The 20,107-nt window shown below is 59.4% G+C and carries 24 protein-coding genes; 9 read left to right on the forward strand and 15 right to left on the reverse strand.

Translation table 11 applies throughout. The features are described from left to right. Positions 1-63: 63 nt before the first annotated feature. The 4 genes from hspQ to ACQZ5K_RS10050 all read right to left on the reverse strand — a co-directional run bounded on the left by hspQ (position 64) and on the right by ACQZ5K_RS10050 (position 3,321). On the reverse strand, positions 64-393 hold the full coding sequence (gene hspQ, locus ACQZ5K_RS10035; protein WP_003523419.1) for a heat shock protein HspQ: 330 nt from the start codon (positions 391-393) through the stop codon (positions 64-66). Positions 394-481: 88 nt separating this feature from the next. Further along, entirely contained in the window at positions 482-1,402 is a 921-nt protein-coding gene (locus tag ACQZ5K_RS10040; RefSeq protein WP_448740263.1) for a DMT family transporter, read from the reverse strand. Positions 1,403-1,501: 99 nt separating this feature from the next. Continuing rightward, positions 1,502-2,911: a type I glutamate--ammonia ligase gene (gene glnA, locus ACQZ5K_RS10045; protein WP_080816817.1), complete on the reverse strand. Its 1,410-nt coding sequence runs from the start codon at positions 2,909-2,911 to the stop codon at positions 1,502-1,504. A gap of 71 nt (positions 2,912-2,982) precedes the next feature. Then, complete coding sequence (locus ACQZ5K_RS10050; protein ID WP_003515720.1) at positions 2,983-3,321, reverse strand: P-II family nitrogen regulator; 339 nt, start codon at positions 3,319-3,321, stop codon at positions 2,983-2,985. 358 nt (positions 3,322-3,679) lie between these two features. Here ACQZ5K_RS10050 and ACQZ5K_RS10055 point away from each other — a divergent pair, with 358 nt between their 5' ends. Further along, a complete protein-coding gene (locus tag ACQZ5K_RS10055) occupies positions 3,680-5,155 on the forward strand; it encodes an NAD(P)H-hydrate dehydratase (RefSeq protein WP_448740264.1) in 1,476 nt (491 codons plus the stop codon). A gap of 264 nt (positions 5,156-5,419) precedes the next feature. Here the strand turns inward: ACQZ5K_RS10055 and ACQZ5K_RS10060 are convergent, their stop codons facing one another. Further along, on the reverse strand, positions 5,420-6,460 hold the full coding sequence (locus tag ACQZ5K_RS10060) for a GlxA family transcriptional regulator (RefSeq protein ID WP_020810639.1): 1,041 nt from the start codon (positions 6,458-6,460) through the stop codon (positions 5,420-5,422). A 270-nt stretch (positions 6,461-6,730) separates the two neighbouring features. Further along, the gene (locus ACQZ5K_RS10065; RefSeq protein ID WP_196378641.1) at positions 6,731-6,949 is read right to left on the reverse strand and encodes a hypothetical protein; all 219 of its coding nucleotides are present in this window, start codon (positions 6,947-6,949) and stop codon (positions 6,731-6,733) included. A gap of 126 nt (positions 6,950-7,075) precedes the next feature. On the opposite strand from ACQZ5K_RS10065, the gene ACQZ5K_RS10070 reads away from it, so the two are divergent. Then, entirely contained in the window at positions 7,076-8,014 is a 939-nt protein-coding gene (locus tag ACQZ5K_RS10070; protein ID WP_020810641.1) for a LysR family transcriptional regulator, read from the forward strand. A gap of 156 nt (positions 8,015-8,170) precedes the next feature. Here ACQZ5K_RS10070 and ACQZ5K_RS10075 read toward each other — a convergent pair whose 3' ends face one another. Together ACQZ5K_RS10075 and ACQZ5K_RS10080 are read right to left on the reverse strand one after the other, a co-directional pair. Further along, complete coding sequence (locus ACQZ5K_RS10075; protein ID WP_448740265.1) at positions 8,171-9,091, reverse strand: methylenetetrahydrofolate reductase; 921 nt, start codon at positions 9,089-9,091, stop codon at positions 8,171-8,173. Between the two features lie 90 nt (positions 9,092-9,181). After that, entirely contained in the window at positions 9,182-9,958 is a 777-nt protein-coding gene (locus tag ACQZ5K_RS10080) for a formyl transferase (RefSeq protein ID WP_125146592.1), read from the reverse strand. A 190-nt stretch (positions 9,959-10,148) separates the two neighbouring features. Between ACQZ5K_RS10080 and ACQZ5K_RS10085 the strand changes: the two genes are divergently transcribed. Continuing rightward, a complete protein-coding gene (locus ACQZ5K_RS10085; protein WP_003495552.1) occupies positions 10,149-10,310 on the forward strand; it encodes an entericidin domain-containing protein in 162 nt (53 codons plus the stop codon). A gap of 118 nt (positions 10,311-10,428) precedes the next feature. Then, complete coding sequence (locus ACQZ5K_RS10090; RefSeq protein WP_448740266.1) at positions 10,429-11,181, forward strand: phosphodiester glycosidase family protein; 753 nt, start codon at positions 10,429-10,431, stop codon at positions 11,179-11,181. 9 nt (positions 11,182-11,190) lie between these two features. Here ACQZ5K_RS10090 and ACQZ5K_RS10095 read toward each other — a convergent pair whose 3' ends face one another. Further along, entirely contained in the window at positions 11,191-11,541 is a 351-nt protein-coding gene (locus tag ACQZ5K_RS10095; protein WP_137003655.1) for a hypothetical protein, read from the reverse strand. A gap of 390 nt (positions 11,542-11,931) precedes the next feature. Then, positions 11,932-12,198, reverse strand: coding sequence for a hypothetical protein (locus tag ACQZ5K_RS10100; protein ID WP_162935857.1), 267 nt, complete (start codon positions 12,196-12,198; stop codon positions 11,932-11,934). Between ACQZ5K_RS10100 and ACQZ5K_RS10105 the strand changes: the two genes are divergently transcribed. Then, complete coding sequence (locus ACQZ5K_RS10105) at positions 12,197-13,600, forward strand: L-serine ammonia-lyase (RefSeq protein ID WP_448740267.1); 1,404 nt, start codon at positions 12,197-12,199, stop codon at positions 13,598-13,600. The genes ACQZ5K_RS10100 and ACQZ5K_RS10105 overlap by 2 nt on opposite strands. 65 nt (positions 13,601-13,665) lie before the next feature. Next, on the forward strand, positions 13,666-14,100 hold the full coding sequence (locus tag ACQZ5K_RS10110; RefSeq protein WP_003523405.1) for a DUF1489 family protein: 435 nt from the start codon (positions 13,666-13,668) through the stop codon (positions 14,098-14,100). An 82-nt stretch (positions 14,101-14,182) separates the two neighbouring features. Here ACQZ5K_RS10110 and ACQZ5K_RS10115 read toward each other — a convergent pair whose 3' ends face one another. Continuing rightward, positions 14,183-14,791, reverse strand: coding sequence for a transglutaminase-like cysteine peptidase (locus tag ACQZ5K_RS10115; protein WP_003523403.1), 609 nt, complete (start codon positions 14,789-14,791; stop codon positions 14,183-14,185). A 239-nt stretch (positions 14,792-15,030) separates the two neighbouring features. On the opposite strand from ACQZ5K_RS10115, the gene ACQZ5K_RS10120 reads away from it, so the two are divergent. Next, positions 15,031-15,306 carry a hypothetical protein gene (locus tag ACQZ5K_RS10120; protein WP_448740268.1) on the forward strand — a complete coding sequence of 92 codons (276 nt, stop codon included), beginning with the start codon at positions 15,031-15,033 and terminating at the stop codon, positions 15,304-15,306. Between the two features lie 192 nt (positions 15,307-15,498). Here ACQZ5K_RS10120 and ACQZ5K_RS10125 read toward each other — a convergent pair whose 3' ends face one another. Together ACQZ5K_RS10125 and ACQZ5K_RS10130 are read right to left on the reverse strand one after the other, a co-directional pair. Next, complete coding sequence (locus ACQZ5K_RS10125; protein ID WP_003508056.1) at positions 15,499-16,116, reverse strand: PilZ domain-containing protein; 618 nt, start codon at positions 16,114-16,116, stop codon at positions 15,499-15,501. A gap of 183 nt (positions 16,117-16,299) precedes the next feature. Continuing rightward, the gene (locus ACQZ5K_RS10130; RefSeq protein ID WP_164865427.1) at positions 16,300-16,857 is read right to left on the reverse strand and encodes a PAS domain-containing protein; all 558 of its coding nucleotides are present in this window, start codon (positions 16,855-16,857) and stop codon (positions 16,300-16,302) included. A 354-nt stretch (positions 16,858-17,211) separates the two neighbouring features. Here ACQZ5K_RS10130 and ACQZ5K_RS10135 point away from each other — a divergent pair, with 354 nt between their 5' ends. After that, entirely contained in the window at positions 17,212-17,949 is a 738-nt protein-coding gene (locus ACQZ5K_RS10135) for a rhomboid family intramembrane serine protease (RefSeq protein ID WP_080856455.1), read from the forward strand. A gap of 154 nt (positions 17,950-18,103) precedes the next feature. After that, on the forward strand, positions 18,104-18,538 hold the full coding sequence (locus ACQZ5K_RS10140; protein WP_003523399.1) for a CBS domain-containing protein: 435 nt from the start codon (positions 18,104-18,106) through the stop codon (positions 18,536-18,538). Between the two features lie 73 nt (positions 18,539-18,611). On the opposite strand, the gene ACQZ5K_RS10145 is transcribed toward ACQZ5K_RS10140, so the two are convergent. Both ACQZ5K_RS10145 and hisI read right to left on the reverse strand, forming a co-directional pair. Then, positions 18,612-19,553, reverse strand: a complete 942-nt coding sequence (locus ACQZ5K_RS10145) for a patatin-like phospholipase family protein (protein WP_448736718.1) — start codon at positions 19,551-19,553, stop codon at positions 18,612-18,614. Between the two features lie 94 nt (positions 19,554-19,647). Continuing rightward, positions 19,648-20,100, reverse strand: coding sequence for a phosphoribosyl-AMP cyclohydrolase (gene hisI / locus ACQZ5K_RS10150; RefSeq protein ID WP_142779333.1), 453 nt, complete (start codon positions 20,098-20,100; stop codon positions 19,648-19,650). Positions 20,101-20,107: the final 7 nt, after the last annotated feature.

The following is a 20,107-nucleotide window of genomic DNA, read 5'->3' on the forward strand; positions in this document are numbered from 1 at the left end:
CCGGTCTGGCGACAGACCGGTTTTTTTATGCCCCTGGGAGGGAGGGGAGAAATTTGGCGGGCGTCAATGCGCCGTCGACATTTTCGGGCGCCATTCACCGTTCGGCGCCTTGTCGAAGATGCGGCCGATATTGGGGTTTCGGAGCGGCGTCTCGTTTTCGTCGTGGACGAGGTTCTGTTCGGAAACATAGGCGACATATTCCGTCTCCTCGTTTTCGGCCAGAAGATGATAGAAGGGCTGGTCGCGATCCGGCCTGATTTCCGCAGGGATGGCGTTCCACCATTCCTCGGTATTGGCATATTCCGGGTCCACGTCGATCACCACACCGCGGAACGGAAACACCTTGTGGCGGACGATTTCGCCAAGCGTGAATTTTGCGTTTCTTTGTTTCATGGCATGTACTTCCTTTCCCAATACTAGTTGGTATCGGAATGCGAAATATCAAGACCTAGCGGTTTTGGCGCCGGTCTGCCGTCCGCATTCAGCGCCTTCTGCCGATGGGCGCGGTGGCGATGATGACGCCACCGGTGACCAGCACGATGCCGATGGCGTGATAGGTCTCGAAAGTCTCCCCAAGGAACAGCGTGGCCATGAGGATCGAGACCGGCGGCATCATGTAAAGCGTGATGCCAGCCGTGGCGGGACCGAAGACGCGCACCGTATGGGTGAAGCAATAAAAGGCCAATAGTGAGGCGAACAGGATGATGCCGCCGATCTTGGCCCAGGCCATTGGCGTGGCGGGCAACATGCCGCCCTGCGCCAGTTCCAGAGCCGCCGGCGGCAGAAGCACGAGCGCGCCGGAAAAGGCGATCAGGCCGAAAAGGCTGAAAGAGGCCATCTGCCGTGCGGCGGGATCGCGCAGCAGCAGCGAATAGATCGCAAAGGCGATGGCCGCCGTCAGGATCGCGAAATCGCCAATGTTGAAATTCAGGTGCCAGAGGGCGGACATATCGCCCTTGAGCACGATGGCCGCCACGCCGGCAAAGGCGATGACCATGCCCGCCACTTCCAGCTTCCGGATCGGGCGGCCCTGAAAGACGCGCTGGAACAGGATGATGAACAGCGAGGACGTGGTGTAGATCAGCGTGCCGTTGGCGGCCGTCGTCATGGTCAGCCCCCAATAGACCACGCCGCCGCAGATGCCCATGCCGAGAATGCCGAGGACGAGCCAGAGCAGCGTTTTGCGCCGCACGAAAGTCAGGCAATTGCGCCAGTCGGCGATCATGAAGGGGGCGATGATGAGGGTCGAGCCGATCCAGCGGATGAAGGCGGCGACGAAAGGCGAGACTTCGCCGACGACGCCACGGCCGAAAATGACATTGCTGGAAAAAAAGAACGGCACCGCCAGAAAGATGAGCCAGTCCGTGAGGCGCGTTTGCTGAGAGGCTGGCTTGTTCGACATTGTTCGCGATATGGCTAGGCTTCAAAAGAAAACGGCGGCTTTCCAGGGAAAACCGCCGGAATGGATGGAGCGCCCCGATGGGAGCGCTCCAAAGGCCGATCAGGCCGAGTAGTACATGTCGAATTCGACCGGATGCGGGGTCATTTCGAAACGCATGACTTCCTGCATCTTCAGCTCGATGAACGAGTCGATCTGGTCATCATCGAACACGCCGCCAGCGGTCAGGAACTTGCGGTCCTTGTCGAGGCTTTCCAGCGCTTCGCGCAGCGAACCGCAGACGGTCGGAATCTTCTTCAGTTCCTTGGCAGGAAGATCGTAAAGGTCCTTGTCCATCGGCTTGCCGGGGTGGATCTTGTTCTTGATGCCGTCAAGGCCGGCCATCAGCATGGCCGCAAAACCGAGATAGGGGTTCTGGGTCGGGTCCGGGAAGCGGACTTCGACGCGCTTTGCCTTCGGGTTGGAGCCGAAGGGAATACGGCACGAGGCGGAACGGTTGCGCGCGGAGTAGGCGAGCAGAACCGGCGCTTCATAGCCCGGGACCAGACGCTTGTAGGAGTTGGTCGTCGGGTTGGTGAAGGCGTTGATGGCCTTGGCGTGCTTGATGATGCCGCCGATGTAGAACAGGCAGTTCTCGGAGAGGCCGGCATATTCGTCGCCAGCGAAGGTCGGCTTGCCGCCCTTCCAGATCGACTGGTGCACGTGCATGCCCGAGCCGTTGTCGCCGAAGATCGGCTTCGGCATGAAGGTTGCCGTCTTGCCGTAGGCGTTGGCCACCTGGTGCACGACGTACTTGTAAATCTGCATCTTGTCGGCGCTGGAAACCAGCGTGTCGAACTTCACGCCCAGCTCGTGCTGTGCGGCAGCCACTTCGTGGTGGTGCTTTTCGACGACCACGCCCATTTCGGCCAGAACCGTCAGCATTTCGGAGCGCATGTCCTGCAGGCTGTCGATCGGCGGAACCGGGAAATAGCCGCCCTTGACGCGCGGACGGTGGCCGAGGTTGCCGGTTTCGTAATCCGTGTCGTCGTTGGACGGCAATTCGGACGAATCCAGCTTGAAGCCGGTGTTGTAGGGATCGGCCTTGTACTTCACGTCGTCGAAGACGAAGAATTCGGGCTCCGGGCCAACGAAAACGGTGTCGCCGATACCCGACGCCTTGAGGTAGGCTTCAGCCTTCTTGGCAGTGCCACGCGGGTCGCGGTTATAGGCTTCGCCAGAGACCGGGTCGAGGATGTCGCAAAGGACGACCAGGGTGGACTGGGCGAAGAACGGGTCGATATGGGCGGTGGCCGGATCGGGCATCAGCACCATGTCGGACTCGTTGATGGCCTTCCAGCCGGCGATCGAGGAGCCGTCGAACATGACGCCATCGGCGAACATGTCTTCGTCCACACAGACAACATCCATGGTGACGTGCTGCAGCTTGCCCTTGGGGTCGGTAAAGCGCAGGTCCACGAACTTGATGTCGTTATCCTTGATCTGCTTCAAGATATCGTTTGCGGTCGTCATTTAAACGTTTTCCTTGAGTGTGATGATGACGAGGTGAAAACCCAAGCCTCCCCGGCTCGGGACGTTTTTGATTATATGGCGTCCACGCCTGTTTCACCGGTACGGATGCGGATGACTTCCTCGACATTGGAAACGAAAATCTTTCCGTCGCCGATACGTCCTGTCTGCGCCGCATTGCGGATCGCCTCGATGACGGCTTCCGCATTCTCATCCGCCAATACGACTTCGACTTTCACTTTCGGCAAAAAGTCCACGACGTACTCTGCTCCGCGGTAGAGTTCCGTGTGGCCCTTCTGACGACCAAAGCCTTTTGCTTCCGTGACCGTGATTCCCTGAAGTCCGACTTCCTGAAGGGCTTCCTTCACTTCATCGAGCTTGAAAGGCTTAATGATCGCTTCGATCTTTTTCATGAGAAAATATCTCTCCGCTTCTCCCGTTAAAGCAGGTAACTCCCGCTCTGCCACAAGAATGCACGTATTGTGCCAGATCGGAAGCGGGCTTGAAGAAAAAACTTCGATCCCCCGGCTTTCCGACACAAAATGCATTCGCTTTTTGCGCTTTTCCAGCCAATTTCTCGCCGAAACCCGAAAAATCCATCTGCATTTCTGTGAAATTGTATTATTTTAGGTTTTTTGAATATTTGGAAAAACGCGAGAACCGGAACGGTCGTCTGTTTATATTTTATGCATTTGTCTATTATTTGGACATGGCTAGTTGCTCATTTTTGTATCGATTGCCTTTCCGACGTTTTGAAGGGATGATCGGGACATGAAATCCCTCTCGCATCTCTTTCTCATCGACCCTGTTGTCATGGCCCGCATCGATGCGGCGGCCGGGCAATCCGGTATTCCTCTTTATGACCTTATGGAGCGGGCGGGGCAGGCGGCTGCCGCCTCGGCGTTGCGTCACTACCCGCAGGCGCAGCGTTTCATCGTGCTCTGCGGCGGCGGCAATAATGGCGGCGATGGTTATGTGACGGCGCGGGCGCTCTTGCAGAGCGGAGCGGTCGTCGCGGTTCATCATCTCGGCGATGTCGGCGCGCTCAGGGGTGATGCTCGGACGGCATTCGAGCGAAGCGGCGTAACGCCGCTGCCGCTCGGCGATTATAGGCCGCTCTCGGGTGACGTGGTGATCGATGCGGTATTCGGGGCTGGATTGTCCCGCGATGTTCCGGAGGAACTTGTCCGCGTGATCGAGGCGGTCACGCAGGCGAAGGTGCCGGTTCTCGCCGTCGATCTGCCCTCGGGTCTCTGCGGCAGGCGGGGCGTGCCTCTCGGCGCCTCGTTCAGGGCCGAGCGGACCATCACCTTCATGGCGCGCAAGCCGGGCCATCTGCTCATGCCTGGACGGGAGCTTTGCGGGACGCTCGAGGTATTTGATATCGGCATTCCGTCCCGCATCCTTGAAGCCCATTCTGGCTCGATTGCGGAAAACTATCCGCTTGTCTGGCGTTCTGCCTTGCCTGCGGACGATCTCGAGACGCATAAATTCCGCCGCGGGCATCTCACCGTTTTTTCCGGCCCGGCTCATGCGACGGGTGCATGCCGCATGACGGCGCTTGCGGCTCTGAAGGCGGGGGCGGGGATCGTCACCGTTGCCGCGCCGCGCCAGGCGCTCGACGTGCTGTCCACGACGTTGACGGCCGTGATGAACGCGCCGATGGACGATGCCGACGATCTGCGGTCGTGGCTGGACGATGGGCGTCATGGCACTTTTGTTATCGGCCCCGGTTTCGGCGACCTCGACAAGGCGCGGCAATTCGTGTCCCTGCTTGGAGACAGGGCGGTGGTGCTGGATGCCGATGCGATCACGGCTTTCAGGGATCATAAGGAGGCCCTGTTTGCGCGTGTCACGTCGGGAACGGGCAAATTCGTGCTGACGCCGCATGAGGGCGAGTTTGCACGACTGTTTCCCGATCTTGCCGCCGACAAGATGCTGAGCAAGATCGAGAAGGCGCAGGTCGCCTCAGTCCGTAGCGGCGCCGTACTGGTCTACAAGGGCGCGGATACGGTGATTGCCGCGCCGGATGGCCGGGCGCTGGTCAACACCAATGCTCCCGCGAGCCTTGCGACGGCTGGGTCAGGCGATGTGCTGGCCGGTATCATCGGTGCGCTGCTGGCGCAGGGAGCTCCCGCCTTCGAGGCGGCTGCGGCCGGGGTCTGGCTGCATGGCGAGGCCGGCCATAGAGCAGGCGACGGCATGACGGCGGAGGACCTTGCTCATGCGGTTCGGCCGTTTGGGTGAATTGGTCTCATTGTGTTGGGGCAGGACTGTGAACCGGGTCTTTGCTGGCCGCTCGCTGAACCTGCGATCTTACCACAGTTCCATCATCTGCACTTCGTCACCCCGGACTGGATCCGGGGTCCAGTGCGATCAAGTCCTTGATCGCAGGAGACTCTTCTCACGGCGCAGACGCGCCTTGACTGGATGCCGGATCACGTCCGGCATGACGAAGGAGAGGCTTATCCCTGAAGCAGGTCCGTCGCGTTTGCGGCATTCAGCCCGCATTCAATGCGCAGCCTTGCCTGCCTGGCTCGCCATCGCCATTCGCGATGCGCTGATAAGGAGTTTGCGTTCGGCGCGCTCCTGCTGCGGCGTGCGATTGTAGATTTCGCGATAACACTTGGAAAAATGCGAGGCGGAGACGAAACCGCAGGCGACGGCGACTTCGACCACCGGCATGGCCGATTGCACCAGCAGGTGGCGGGCGCGGTCGAGGCGGATTTCGAGATAATAGCGGGCGGGCGAGCGGCCCATTTCCTGGCGGAAGAGACGCTCCACCTGCCGGCGCGACAGATCGGCGGCGTCGGCGATATCGAGCAGCGACAGAGGTTCGGCAAGATTGCCTTCCATCAATTCGATGATCGACAGAACCTTGCTGTTCTGCACGCCGAGGCGGGCGCGCAGCGGCAGGCGCTGGCGGTCATTGGGGCTGCGCACCCGGTCGGTCAATTGCTGTTCGCAGACGCGGTTGACGAGGTTTTCGCCGAAATCCTGGCCGATCAGGCTCAGCATCATGTCGAGCGAGGCCGTGCCGCCGGCGCAGGTATAGATGTTGCTGTCGACTTCGAAGAGGTCGGCATAGACTTCCACCTGCGGGAATGCTTCGGAAAAACCGGGCAGGTTTTCCCAGTGGATCGCGCAGCGCTTGCCGTTCAAAAGGCCCGCCTGTGCGAGAATATGGGCGGCGGTACAGAGGCTGCCGATGGCGATGCCGCGATTATAGGCTTCGCGCAGCCAGGCATTGACGGATTTGTTGATGTGTTGATCCACATCGATGCCCGAACAGATGATCGCCATTTCCGGGCGGTTTTCGCCGCTGACGTAGCGCCGCTCGTCGGCAAGACAGGTATCGGGCTCAAGACAGATGCCGCTTGACGACATGACCTTCTGGCCATCGAGCGAGGAGAGGCGCCACTCATAGGCCTGATAGCCCAACATTCGGTTGGCGATGCGAAGCGTTTCAACCGCTGCGGCGAATGGCAGCATGGTAAATTGCGGAATGAGAAAAAAGACGATTGAGCGCTTCTTCTGGGAGTTTCTGCTCATTTGCCCGTGCTCCGTTGCGAATACGCAATTCCTCCCTTGGAATTGGTCTTCTGGATGTCCTGTTTACGACATCTTTAACGAAAAATACGCCGTGGAATCGGGGCTGTCAAAAAATCGCTTTTGAAATATGCAAATTTTGCGACAAGCCTTTAAAAAAGGCGGTGTGTCGCATGTAAAACAGGCAGGCTATTTTGCGCCCTTGTCCTTCCATTCGAGGACGGGCAGGGATGGCTCGCACGTCTGGAAACGTTGCGAGCCACCGGTTGAATGTCATCTGCGGATGACGTTTATGCGGCTGTTGTCCGTCGTCGGCCATCCGATATCCTTCAATGTTTCAGGCGGCAATGCCTCCAGTGCGCGAAGCATTTTTTCGCGACGCCATGCGGCGTAACGGGCGGCAACATGGTCGGACAGGCGATGAAGCCAGCCGGTGGATGACGGACGGTTCGAGGAACGGTTCGCCACGGGGAGATAATGTATCATGGTCATGTCTTGATCCTTTCCTGAACCACGATCCTGTTTGCGACTTCGGTATGCGCTTGCCGACGAGGCTAAATCCGCCCCGTCAATCGATGTCCCGGATGGTGCGCGCTTGTTGACATTCAATCAAACGAAATGATATCCATCTATAAATCAAAATATTTGAAGGTGCGTGCCATGACCGTGACTTTCCGCCAACCGCTGCCGTTGCTGGATAACGACATATTGAGAACCTTCGTCGCCATCGCGGAAACGGGAAATTTCTCCACCGCCGCGGAAGTGGTGTTCAGAACACCGTCTGCCGTTTCCATGCAGATCAAGAAGCTCGAAGAGCAGTTGAAAACGACGCTTTTCCTGCGCGATGCCCGCTCGGTGACATTGACGGCGCATGGGGAGACGCTTTTGACCTATGCGCGGCGCATGATTGCGCTGTCCAACGAGGCCGTGTCGCGTTTCGTCATGCCCGAGCTTTCCGGCGTCGTCCGTCTCGGCGCGCCGGAGGATATTGGCGAGCGTGGCCTGCTGCCGGGCATTCTCAAGCGTTTTGCCGAGGCTTTCCCCGGCATCATGATCGACGTCACCATCGATTCCAGCTCCAATCTCTATAAGCGCATGGATGAGCAGAGGCTTGATCTCGCCCTGGTCAACTGTGCCTCCCATCCCCTTCGGGATACGGGCGAGGTGCTGATGCGCGAGCGTCTGGTCTGGGCGGGTGCAAAGTGTGGCACGGCCTATCTGCGCGATCCGCTGCCAATCTCCATCTGGGAAGAGGGTTGCATCTGGCGCTCGGAAGCGATCCATTCGCTGGAAAAGCGCGGCCGCAATTTCCGCGTGGCCTATCTCAGCGGCCATACCATGGCGCAGCGCGCGGCGATTGCCGCCGATCTCGCCATCGCGCCGCTGCCGCGATCCTATGTGCAGAACGACATGGTCATTCTGGGCGATAAGGAAGGCCTGCCGGAACTCGGCTGTTTCGATATCCGCCTGATCATGGGTGACAAGGCGTCCCGCCCTGTTCTTGCCGTGGCTGAAAGCATTCGAAACGCTTTTGTCGAAGTCGCCAAGGCGGCGTGAGATATTGGCAGTGCGCGGCGGCCGTGGCCCGTCGCGCCGCCAGAACGGCGGTTTTCAGAGTTTTTTCGCTTTTCTTCGAATCGCGAAAACACTCTGACTCTTTGTTTTGGCGCATTTCCGGACGGAAAACCGGGTTCCACTTTTCCTGGAAATGCTCTAGCCCGCCATCGAATCCGGCGATGCCGAACGGTCCACCGCGCCGGTTTGCCAGCTTCCGCGTTTGACCAGCCAGTCGGCCGAATTCTGCAATCCGCCGAAGGGGAAGACGTGAATTTGCCGTATCGGCCCTTGCGGATTGGCCTGCCAGTGCCGCTCGATCGGCCCGACGATGCTTTCCGGCGAATGGCCCTTGGCAAGCGTCGTCAGCGAAAGCGCGTTCTTCTTGAGATAGGCGATGGAATTGCCGACGCCGCAAAGCGCGGCATATTTCAAGAGCGTCGTGATCTTGGCCGGGCCGGAAACGCCGATATGCACCGGAAGCTCGATGCCTGACGCCGCTAACCCTTCCGCCCAGGCGATGAAACGCGCGGGATCGAAACCGAACTGGGTGACGATGCGCATTGCGGCATCGCTTCTTTCGGCAAAATCGCGTTTCAGCCTGAGTGCGGCCATCGCCGTTTCGTCGTTGAAATCCGGGCTGCCTTCCGGGTGGCCGGCGATGGCGATCTGCCTTATGCCGCAACGGTCGAAAATACCAGTGGACAGCATGTCCATGCTGGATGCGAAGGGACCGGCCGGGCGGTCGACGCCGCCGCCGACAACCAGAATATCGGTTACGCCCGCTTCTCCGGCAAGCCGTTTTACCTGTTCCTCAAACGCTGCGCGGGAGGGGATGCGCCGCGCTGCAAGATGCGGCACCGGCTCGTAACCGAGATCGCGCAAATGTCCTGCGGCTTCAACGAGCCTTTCCTGCGAGGCGGCTCCAGTGTCAGTGAGATAGACGCGCACGCCCTGCGGAAAGAGGCCGGCAAGGTCGGTGGAGCCAAGCACCTGCGCGGGCGAGGCTTCGATGGAGGCGGGAATGATGGAAGCGGCGGAAATATCGGGCAATTTGTGCATGATCCTTTTTATTATCATGCACCTATTTTGCGGCGAAGTCTGTGCCTGTTGCGGCAAGACAGGCTTGCATCTGCGACGAAGCTTGGCCCTAAACCCTGACGCGCGGCGTCACCAGATCCGTTTGGTCAAGCCGTTCCAAAGCCATGTCCAGATGGTCGGCGGGAAGCGCAGTACCGATTTTCCGGGTGAGGGCGGTTGCGGCGCAAGGCTGCCGGAAAGGGCGTCCTCGATGGCGCTGATGGCGATATCCACCGAAGCGGCGGTCAAAAGCAGGGGGTAAGTGGCAATCGTGTCGGAAGGCGATGGTTTCAGCCGCTTCTCGTAGAGCGTGGCGCCGGTATCCACGCCCTTGTCGACCAGATGCACGGTTGCGCCGAAATTGCCGCGGTCTTTTTCCACCAGCGCCCAGTATCCGCCCATCTGCCCGCGATAGGCAGGATTGATGCCGGCGTGGAAATTGATGACCGGGCATTGCAGGGCCTGAAGCGTGGTCGGTGTCAGCAGGCGGCAGGAAATGGTGAAGATCGCCGCCGGTTTCAGCAGATTGGCGGCCTTGCGGCATTCCTCATCGTTGAGCGAGGCGAATTGGGTGACGGGGAGGCTGTGGTGGAGATCGGGAGAAAGGCCGTGTTCGGCGATGATCGCATCGCTTCTGCGAACCGTGAAGCGCTTGCCGAGCCGCGAGGCGATCATCGTCGCCATCTGGCCCGCAGCGACAATCCAGCCGAGCCGTCGCGCGCGTCGCCTGAGAATGACCGACTTGCTTTCCGGTTGCTCCATGAAAACATGGATGTCGGGAAATCGGGCCGCCAGCGCATTGATCATGACATTGGGGTTCACCCCGCCCGCCGTCATCACCAGAAGCCGATTGTTGATGTCTGTCATATCACCCACGGGATTTTCCTAAGCCATGATCCAGACGCCGAGTTTCACGCGTGAACTTCAAAACCATGTTAATTTTCATCGACAGGATTTTTTGAAATGCTGCTGGAACGGATTTTTGGGACTCACGTTATTGTGACGCATATCACATCGGTACTTGCCTGGACGGCAAGTCATAGGGGAGTAGTTTCACATGATCACACGCATTCTTTCGACCGTTTTCGTGGCTTTGTTGACCGTTGTCACCCTGAGCTCCTGCGGTAACACCATTCGCGGCATGGGTCGGGACACGGCGAACGCCGTCGACGCGACGCAGGATGCCGGCCGCAATGTGGACCGCGCCGCCCGTCGCTGACGACATCTCCCCTTAAAGGTCCGGCGTCATCCTGAAACACGGGTGACGCCTTTTCTTTGACCGAATTTTCCTGCGAATGTGCCCCGACGAGAATCACGGGGCGGGCATGAACGGATCGATGAAAAGAATGGCGAAGCTGCTGTTGCCTTTGCTGTTGCCGTTTTCGGCTCAGGCCGGCGGGCAGGCGGATTTCTGCAGGGTCATGGACCATGCCGGCGGTCGTTATACGGTCTGCAGTTTCGACCCGGCAAAAAGCACCATCCGGATTTACGACCGCGATCATGTCTCCGGCCAGGGATATGGCTCCTTCGCCGCTCTCTCGTCGGCGCTGTGGCGGCAGCACATGTTCAGCGTCTTTGCCATGAACGGCGGCATGTACCATTCGGACTATTCCCCCGTCGGGCTCTTTGTCGAAAATGGCATCGAACGCTCGCCGATCAGCACTGGCGGCGGCTGGGGCAATTTTCATCTTCTGCCCAATGGCTTGTTTTATCTGAAGGGGGCCGCGGCCGGCGTGCTGGAAACGCAGGCCTATCTGGCGGCCGGCGTGCAACCGGACTTCGCCACGCAATCCGGGCCGATGCTGGTCATCGATGGCAAGCTGCATCCGCGCTTTCTGCCCGATAGCGACAGCCTGAAGCGGCGTAACGGCGTCGGCGTTTCACGCGACGGCATGGTGCATTTCGCCATTTCGGAAAATACCGTGCGCTTTTACGATTTCGCCACGCTGTTCAGGGATGTGCTGGACGCGCCGAATGCGCTCTATCTCGACGGCACCATATCCAGCGTCGATATTCCCGCAATGAAAAGGCGGGACTCGCTGTTTCCGATGGGGCCGATCATCACCGTTGTCGACAGGGTGCCGGATTAGCCTGAACGATCAGATCGGCGCCTTGGGATAGGCTTTTTCGAGACCGGCCGATGCCGTCAGCCCCTTGCGGAAGGCGAGAAAAGCGGGGTGCTGGCTCGCCCTTGCGGTTTCCGTGATGCGGATCTGCAGCCGGGCAGGGGCATTGCCGCCAAGCCATTCGCCGGTCGTTTCCAGCTTCAGGCTGTTGAGGAAGCGGGCATTGGTCTGCTGGTCGAGATAAAGATTGAGGCCAGCCAGCAGATTCTCGTCCTGCAGGGCGTTTTCCATCAACAGCAGCACCCAGGCTTTATCCTCGCTTGCAAGCGAAGTGAGTTTCGATGCGACCGTTTCGCGATCAGGGAAGGAGGATGCCTGCTGCATGGGTGACTCGCATCGTTGCCGTTGCCATCGTCGATAAAGCACAGGTCACGCCCTTTCAAGGCGCAGTATTTCTGCGGAGGAAGTTCGACCGTAACGTGCCGGCGGTCGGGGTTTTCAACAGGCGTTTGTGCATAAGCTTTAAATAACGGTTACACTTTAGCCTAAATTGCGGCGAAGCCTAAAATGGCGCTTATGCGGGCCTCACGCTAACACCTTGTTTTTTCACATACCTATGCGCGGGGCGAATGGCAGCCTGTCGAAAACGCCTTCATTTAGCCGCTTTTTGCATTTGCCTTCGCCGCCGGATTTTAATAAATGCTTGCCTCAACGGGCCGGGTCTTGAAGATCCCCCGGAGAGTGAATAGCTGGAGTAATCATGGAAGAAACCGCTCAGAAATCCTGCTGGGGCGTCACCTTGCGCGCACTTGCAGGCTTTGCCGCTTTTCTCGCATTGACGTACATTTTTGGCAGCCCATAAGCATCTCTCCTGAATGACGGGTTTTGAAACGGCGCGGTTTTCCTTTGGAAACCGTGCTGTTTTCGTTTGAAGGCAATTATGTCGCAGCTGCGCAAACCGCTGACGCTCTTTTGTGGCGATCCGTTTCGGCTTTGGATATGATGGTGGTGGAATCCATTCTTATTCAAGGCGAACTTCATGTTTCTTTCGGTCTTTGACGTCTTCAAGATCGGTATCGGTCCTTCGAGCTCCCATACGATGGGGCCGATGACGGCAGCCAACCGCTTTCTGGCGCTGATCCTCAGCGATGAGTGGCCGCGGCCGGCAGGCGCGGCCGTTGCGCAGCTGAAGGTCAGCCTGCATGGCTCGCTCGCCTTTACCGGCATCGGCCACGGTACCGGGCGTGCCGTCATTCTCGGCCTTACCGGCGAACGGCCGGATATTGTAGACCCCGATGCGATGGACACCATCATCGAGACGGTGGAAAAGGCCGGCACCGTGACGCCGCCCGGCCATCCGTCCTATGTGTTCCGCCCGGCCGAAGATCTGGTCTTCGACAAGAAGAACCCGCTGCCCGGCCATGCCAACGGCATGATCTTTTCCGCCTTCGACAATCAGGGCAGGCTGCTCATCAAGCGCATCTATTATTCCGTCGGCGGCGGTTTCGTCGTGACCGATACGGAGCTGGAGGCGATCAAGCAGCGCGGCAAGACCATCGATAACGGTCCGCGCGTGCCCTATCCCTTCGCCACCGCGCGGGAAATGCTGGATATGGCGGCCCGTTCCGGCCGCACCATCGCCCAGATGAAGCGCGCCAACGAGGAGACGGTGGTTTCCCGCGAGGAGCTGAACGAGCGTCTCGACCAGATCTGGGAAGCCATGAACGGCTGCATCGAGCGCGGTCTGAAGGTGGACGGCATCATGCCTGGCGGCCTGAAGGTGCGCCGCCGCGCCCGCTCCATTTACGAGAAGCTGAATGCGGAATGGCGCAGCAACCGGCTGAACCCGGTCATGGCCAATGACTGGCTGAGCGTTTACGCCATGGCGGTGAACGAGGAAAATGCCGCCGGGGGCCGCGTGGTGACCGCGCCGACCAATGGTGCCGCAGGCGTCGTTCCTGCCACCGTCAGATATTTCCGGCATTTCCATGAGGATGCGAGCGTCGATGACGTGCGCGACTTTTTGCTGACGGCGGCCGCCATTGGCGGCATCATCAAGCACAATGCTTCGATTTCAGGCGCGGAAGTGGGCTGTCAGGGCGAAGTGGGCTCGGCTTCCGCCATGGCGGCGGCGGGCCTTGCCGCGGTCATGGGCGGATCGCCGGAACAGGTGGAAAATGCCGCCGAGATCGCGCTCGAGCATCATCTCGGCATGACCTGCGATCCGATTGCCGGGCTTGTGCAGGTGCCGTGCATCGAACGTAATGCCATGGGCGCGGTGAAAGCGGTGACGGCGGCCTCGCTGGCGCTGAAGGGCGACGGCCAGCATTTCGTACCGCTCGATGCCTGTATCGAGACCATGCGCCAGACCGGCAACGATATGAGCGAGAAATACAAGGAAACTTCCACCGGCGGCCTTGCCGTGAACGTTGTGGAGTGCTGAGCGGGCAGGGCGTCCGGCATGGTTGCCATGCTTGACGCCCGCTGCAAAAAGGCATTGATAGAACCATGCCTCTACATCTCATCAAACTTTGCGTCGGCGCGGATTCAATCCAGGACTTGAGAGACTGGGTCGCGCATCGTGCGCTGAGCGCAATTGCCGCAGGCCTTGAGCCGCACAGTGTCCACACCACCCGGATGATCCCGAAACGTGTCGAGGAGTTGCTCGAGGGCGGTTCGCTCTACTGGGTCATCAAGGGACAGGTGCAGGCGCGGCAGAAACTTCTCGATATACGCTCCTTCAAGGGCGAAGACGGTATTTCCCGCTGCGATCTCATTCTCGGCCCGGAGGTTATCGAAACCTCACCTGCGCCGAAACGCCCGTTTCAGGGCTGGCGTTACCTGAAGGACGACGAGGCGCCCCGCGATCTCGGCGGCGGCACGGGCGGCGAGGATATGCCTTCCGATCTCAGGCGGGAACTGGCGGAGCTTGGGCTGCTCTGACGCTTAACGGATTTGAAAATGAAAAAGCCGGCTCCGCAAGGATGCCGGCTTTTTCATTTGGGGGGACGGGTCGGTTATTCGGTCAGTTGATGCCGCCGACCGCAGTGGTGGCGCGACCATCCTGAATTTTCACCCAGCGGCCGGGATTGGCGGTGTCCTGGCGCTTCAGGTAGGTATATTCGGTTTCCGACCAGTTCATGACCTTGTTGCGCATGTTGTCGAGAACGAAATCGCCACGATCGGTGCGGACGGTCAGAACGGCGTGGCCTTCGCCATTCGGCTGCAGAACCACGGTGATCAACAGGTTGGAAGCGGAGAAGCCCTTGTTCATCAGCATCTTGCGCTTCAGGAGCACGAAGTCTTCGCAATCGCCGACCGTGGTGGGATAGGCCCAGCGCTCTTCGACGCCATAGATTTCCATGTCGGTCATCGGCGTGATGGTGGTGTTGACGGTGTAGTTGACGTCAAGCATCGTCTTCCAGCGCTCTTCGGTCAGCTTCATCGGGCCGTTGTCCAGCGAGGTCGGCTGGCATTCGCTCTGATAGGTCTGGCAGAATTCATAGTGGCCGATCGGCGGGTTGGCCTTGCCGATGACGCGCATGACGGCGGCCGGCGAGGCGCTTGCCTGATGCGCGAAGGCGCTGACGATGAATGCGATCAGAGTGAAAACGAAACGGTTGTTCTTGTTCATTGCTTGTCTCCCCGTGGTGAGGAGACATTCGCAGGTATATTTTGACCCGGCGGAAATTTGTGAAGCGCAATTTGAGCTTAAATTTCAGCAAATTAGCCGTTGTTTTGAACTGTATTCGAACTAGTTTTTATGCGTGTTTGAAGCAAATTTTATTACAGTTTTACGCATCCTGGCTTTAGGCTTTTGGTAGCCATCTAGACCGCTGTATTGACAGCGGTTTTCCGCGTCCTGCGGTTTCCTTGGTCGCGCGCGGCCGGCTTGCGGCGCGTGGCGAAGAGGTGGATTTCCCGTTTTGGGATGGCTGTTTCAGGCTGGTACAGGCCGGAAAAAGCGACAAAAAAACTTCAAAAAAACTGCATTTTTTCTGGAAAAAAGTTTTGCAGAGCGATTTTCGTGCTGTTGATGATCTGGCCAAAGGCGCAACAGGTTCCGCCGCGCTCATCCTTTTTTACCGACTATGGCGGATCCAGGTCGGTCTGCCGCATGCGTCAGGGCATGAAATGGAAGTTCGATAGCGAGAAGTGAGAATAAAGCACCTGACGCCAGGAGCGGCTGGTGAACCCGATATGGCCGAAGACGGAGCATTGACTGCCAAGGCGCCATCCGGGAATCTTCGCAATTATGCGATTGGGGCGAGCGCAAAACGCGCCGAAAATGCTGCGCGCATTCTTACGGGCGTAAAACCTGCCGTGTCCGGGTGGAACTATTTAGAGAAATTCGATCAGTGCGTCGGGCGACTGGACGCGGTCGAATTCGACGGCGACGCCTTCCATGAAGTGGCGCACGATCTTGCCGCTCATGTTCTTGCCGAGCTGGACCCGGCTTCCGAGCGGCGGCCGGTTTTCGATCTCGATTGCCGCACCCGACAGGGAAAGGTCGATCAGCCGGCAGGCGACGAGCACACCGTCTTCCAGAACGAGCTGGGCTCTCGCATTGCGCGGCGTCAGGCGGTCGTGGCGGCGGTCTTCCGGCAGGCCGAGCAATTGACGCTTGGCGATCCAGGCGAGCTGCGCGGCGAGTTTTTCCCGCTTGCGCTCCGGCGCGTTGATGGCGATGAGGAAGCCCGATGCGGTGAGCGATGTCACCGTGCCTTCGATCCGGCCGATATGCTGAAGATAGGCGATGACGCGGTCACCGTGGCGGGCAATGCCCGAGCAGGTGAACTGCGCCCTTTCGGCGGTCATCTCTGTCGCGGTGCAATCATATTCTTCATGATCGGGCAACATCAGGCGGCCGGTGAAAGACACACGGACGGCGTCGTCGAGATGAGCTTCTTCAACCGGACGCAGGATTTGGGCGGTGTTGACCGAGCGGGACGAAAACATGGGCAGCGCAATTGTAATGAATGATGACGGTAAGTTTCTACCTTGCGCGAGTTAACAGACTGTATTGTTTAATCTCTACAATTTTTCTGATCGGCAATATCGTTACAGTTCTGACATATTTTTTTGAGATTCCGGTGCTGCCGGACCTCTCCCGGAGGGGCGGAGAGCGTTGGAACAGGTCCGTCAGCAGCTTTCGGCGCGCGGTGTATCCTCGGCCCCCTTGTTCACCGGATACCCTGCCGGTGCAATGTCCAGGCGCAGCAGGCGGCTGCTTTGCATGGACAGGCACTGGATGGGCGCGGCGAATTCGTGTCGCGGCCGCTCCGCAAGCAGCGCTCCGAGCAGCCTTGGGGCGGCGTCGGGATCGGTGCGCAGCGGCAGGAGCAGCATTTCGAATGCCAGCGGTGCCGCGCCATAGCTGTCCTCCGCCTCGACATCGAAGACCACGGGCAACTGGTGGTGCAGGATGCCGCGCGCGACGCGGCAGGGGAAGACGGCATTTGCCGGCTGCCACAATTCCGAAAACGGGCGATCCCGCAATTCCCGGCCGAACAGATCGCAAAGACGAGTGCCGGCAAGGCGGAAGAACGGGGTGTTCTCTCCCTTGTCCGTGAGGATAAAAAGATCGCCAAGGTGATGTTTCAGCTTTGCGGGATCGATGTCCTCGCGTCGCGGGGCAGATCGCTTGCCGCGCAGTTCATCCCAATAGGCATATATGTCCAGTCCGGCCATGCTCTTCATAGCATCTCTCCATGTTCGTTTTTGGGACATCATGTCCATCCGAACGTCTGTATCTGGAGGTGTAGCGATTTTCGTGCCAAGTGGATTTGTTAAGGTTAACAAAGGGTTGATATTGCCCAATGGCGATAGTCGTGGCATCGGAGCGGCCATGTCGGGGAAAGCTCCGTCAGCACAATTCGATGGCGTCGCCTGTTATTTTAAGGCGGGCCCGCAAGCCGGACCGCCCGCGGCCCGGCGTCCTTGCCGATAGCGGTTTGGGCGTCGAGCGCTTCAAGGGCGGGACGGCTTTTTTTTCGTTCGGGCTTCCTATATTGCTCGGGGAACGCAAAATTCGACAAAGACAGGGATGGGATCATGTCCTACGGGGACGGCGAACAGCCGCCGGTTTCGGAAACGCCGGAGCCGAAAGACGACACGAACAATCCCGTCTTCAACCTGCCATCGCTGCTGGTCGGCATTCTGGCCGCGCTGATCGTCGCTTATGTGGTTCCCGCCTATCTTCTGTCAGAGGAAGGCAATGGCTGGTTCATCTTCACCTTCGGCTTCATTCCGCTGCGTTATGCGGTGCCGTTTTCCCAGCAGGGGCTGGAATGGCTCTGGACGCCGGTGACCTATTCTTTCCTGCATGGCGGCATCGAGCACATTCTCTTTAACGGATTGTGGCTGATGGCCTTCGGCGCGCCGGTTCTGCGCCGGATCGGAACAGTGCGCTTCGTGCTGTTATGGTGCATTTCCGCCGCCGTTTCCGCCTTCGGTCATGCGGCGCTGAACTGGGGCGATGTGACGGTGCTGATCGGGGCGTCGGGTGTCGTTTCGGCGCTGATGGGGGCGGCCTGCCGCTTCGCTTTCCCGGCACGTGGCGGATATAGCGCCTCCTTCGGGCATCTGATGCCGCGGCAGAGCATTCTTGGGGCGCTTTCCAACCGCACCGTGCTGATCTTCACGCTGATGTGGCTGTTCGGCAATGTGCTGATCGCGGTCGGCGTGCCGCTGTTCGGCGATGTCGGCGGTGAAATCGCCTGGGACGCCCATGTCTTCGGCTTTCTGCTCGGCTTCCTGTTCTTCGGGCTTTTCGATCGACGACTGGCCTGAGCCGATCACGCTCCTTGTCGGCTGTGGCGCAAATTTGCTTTCGCGCGTCCCATCCGGGATTGCATTCATGCGGACCTCAGCGCACCATATCCCATGATTTGCAACCGCCGGGGGAGACTGCGGCGCTGCGTATCGCTGAAAAGAGGAGGAAGGCATGCCAACATTCGTAAAGGATCTTCTCGACCGCAAGGGCCGGGACGTCGTGACTGTCGGTCCGGAGGTCAGCATCGGCGAGGCGGCGGGAACGCTGCACGCGCATAAGATCGGTTCTGTCGTCGTGACCGACGCCGATGGCGTCGTTCTCGGCATCTTCACGGAGCGCGATCTCGTAAAGGCCGTGGCGGGCCAGGGTGCCGCTTCCCTCCAGCAATCCGTGTCGGTGGCCATGACCAAGAATGTCATTCGCTGTCACCACAATTCCACCACCGATGAGCTGATGGAAATCATGACGGGCGGACGCTTCAGGCATGTGCCGGTTGAAGAGAACGGCCGCCTTGCCGGCATCATCTCCATCGGTGACGTGGTGAAGGCGCGGATTGGCGAGATCGAAGCCGAAGCGGAGCATATCAAGGCTTATATTGCCGGGTGAGTTCGTTCGCTGAGCGTCTCACTTCTCTCGTTCCTGTGCTTGCCGCAGGAACGAGGAGCGAGGAAATTTCGCCCTAGCGCCGGAACGCCTGCTGCATGCGTTCAAGCTCCGGAATACGCGACCGCGTCTCCTCATATCCCCGGTCGATGGCTTCGCTGGCGCGATGGAATTCCGAGAGGCCGATATCGTTGATGCGGGGATGCATCATCAGGTCGGGAGGATCCCCCGCCAGGCGCGAGCGCGAAATCCGGTCCTGAATAATGTTAAACGCCTGCACCATGACGCCCGGCAGGCCGGGGCGCGGCGGGCTTTCCACCGCCGGTGCTGCGCCGCCATGCGATGGCGAGGCGGCGTGCTTGACCACGGCGGAGCGGCCGAAGAGGTCGTAATTCAGATTGACCGCGACGACCAACGCCTGCTCATAGGCGCGGCAGACGGAAACCGGCACGGGGTTGACGAGCGCGCCGTCGATCAGGGTGCGGCCGTTGCACTGCACGGGTTCGAAAATGCCGGGCAGGGCATAGGATGAACGCAGCGCGGTGACGAGGTCGCCCTGGTGAATCCACACTTCGTGGCCGGTGCGCAGCTCCGTGGCGACGGCAATGAAGGGATGGTCGAGATCTTCGACGCGCAGACCTTCGAGATGCTCCTGCATGCGCTTTGTCAGCCGCATGCCGCCAAAAAGGCCGCCGCCGCCGATGGTGAGATCGAGCAGACCGGCAATGCGGCGCATCGTCAGCGAACGGGCGAATTCCTCCAGCTCATCGAGCTTGCCGGCGAGATAACAACCGCCCACCAGTGCGCCGATCGAGGTGCCGGCGATCATGCCGATCTTCACGCCGGCCTCATCCAGCGCCCGCAGAACGCCGATATGGGCCCAGCCGCGGGCCGCACCGCCGCCAAGGGCGAGCGCTATCCGGTGTTTGTCGACGATCTGGGTGACGGGCGGCTCATTGCCGGTGGCTTCGGGATTTCCAGCCGCAAGTTGATTGTGACGATTTCCCCATCCCAACATGACCGCACTCCCTGCCAATTCTACGGTGCTCCGCCTTATCCCCGGAACCCGCTATATTGGTAGCAAATTGGTGCGGCCGATGGAAGGTGGCCGTTCAAGTTGCGGAATAGGTGGTCGCCGGATCGAAATGGCGGGTATCATCGGTGATCTTCGTCACCGCCTGGCCATCGGAGAGTTCGACCGTGCGATAAAAACAGGAGCGGCGACCGGTGTGGCAGGTCGCGTCATGGCCGGCGACGGAGACCTTCAGCCACACGGCGTCCTGATCGCAATCGGTGCGGAATTCCTTCACCGTTTGCAGATTGCCTGACGTTTCGCCCTTCTTCCAGATATTGTCGCGCGAACGGCTGTAATAGTGGGCGATGCCGGTCTCCAGCGTCAGCGACAGGGCTTCCGCATTCATATGGGCGACCATCAGCAACTCGCCGTCACGCGCATCGGTGACAACGGCGGTGACGAGGCCGTGAGCATCGAATTTCGGTGAAAAAAGACCTGCGTTTTCGAGCACTTCCTTGTCCGCAGGGGCGGATGGAAAGGGAATGGACATGGTAACC

It is taken from the genome of Agrobacterium sp. 22-226-1 (assembly GCF_053522345.1).